Raw genomic sequence first — 528 nt, 5'->3', positions numbered from 1 at the left:
TAGGCTACCAGACGCCGAGGGAGATTGAATTGGCAGCTGCGGCTTGAAAATGTGTCCGCTCTGACTTGACCAGAACAAGATGATGTGCTAACTGAGATGCACGCTCCACATCATCGCTGAGCATGTCGCTGATATGTTCGGCCAGCAACGATTCAACTTGCTCCTTGTGCCCTCTGACCACTGCCCTGCCTGCATCCCCCGCGGGTAGCTCCGCAGCGGCATTCAGCAGCCCACAGCCGCGAAAGCCATGCTCATAGGCGTGTTCAGCATGGTCCTCATACGCTAAGAACACCGCCATGACCTTGTCATGGGGAGTCATGGCCACTCGTAGACGCGCTTCATACAACGCCAACCATTCCTCGTGACGCGCTTCCAGGTAAGACGCCACCAGCTCGGCCTTCGAGGCAAAGTTGTTGTAGAGGCTTTTCTTGGCGACGCCCGCCCGCTTCACGATGAAGTGGTCCAATTGGAGCGGACACCCCGATAAGCCTCATAATGGAGGCAATGGAGGTGTTCATGACCAAGAAG

The 528-nt window shown here is 56.2% G+C and carries 1 protein-coding gene; it reads right to left on the bottom strand.

Features of this window, described 5'->3' with window-relative positions:
- Positions 1 to 4: 4 nt before the first annotated feature.
- Positions 5 to 466, bottom strand: coding sequence for a TetR/AcrR family transcriptional regulator (locus tag FEI13_RS18850; protein WP_138183022.1), 462 nt, complete (start codon positions 464 to 466; stop codon positions 5 to 7).
- Positions 467 to 528 lie beyond the last annotated feature (62 nt).

It is taken from the genome of Halomonas urmiana (assembly GCF_005780185.1).
GTDB lineage: Bacteria > Pseudomonadota > Gammaproteobacteria > Pseudomonadales > Halomonadaceae > Halomonas > Halomonas urmiana.
The sequence above is the reverse complement of the archived record's forward strand: the minus strand, read 5'-3'. Positions and strand labels throughout refer to the sequence as shown.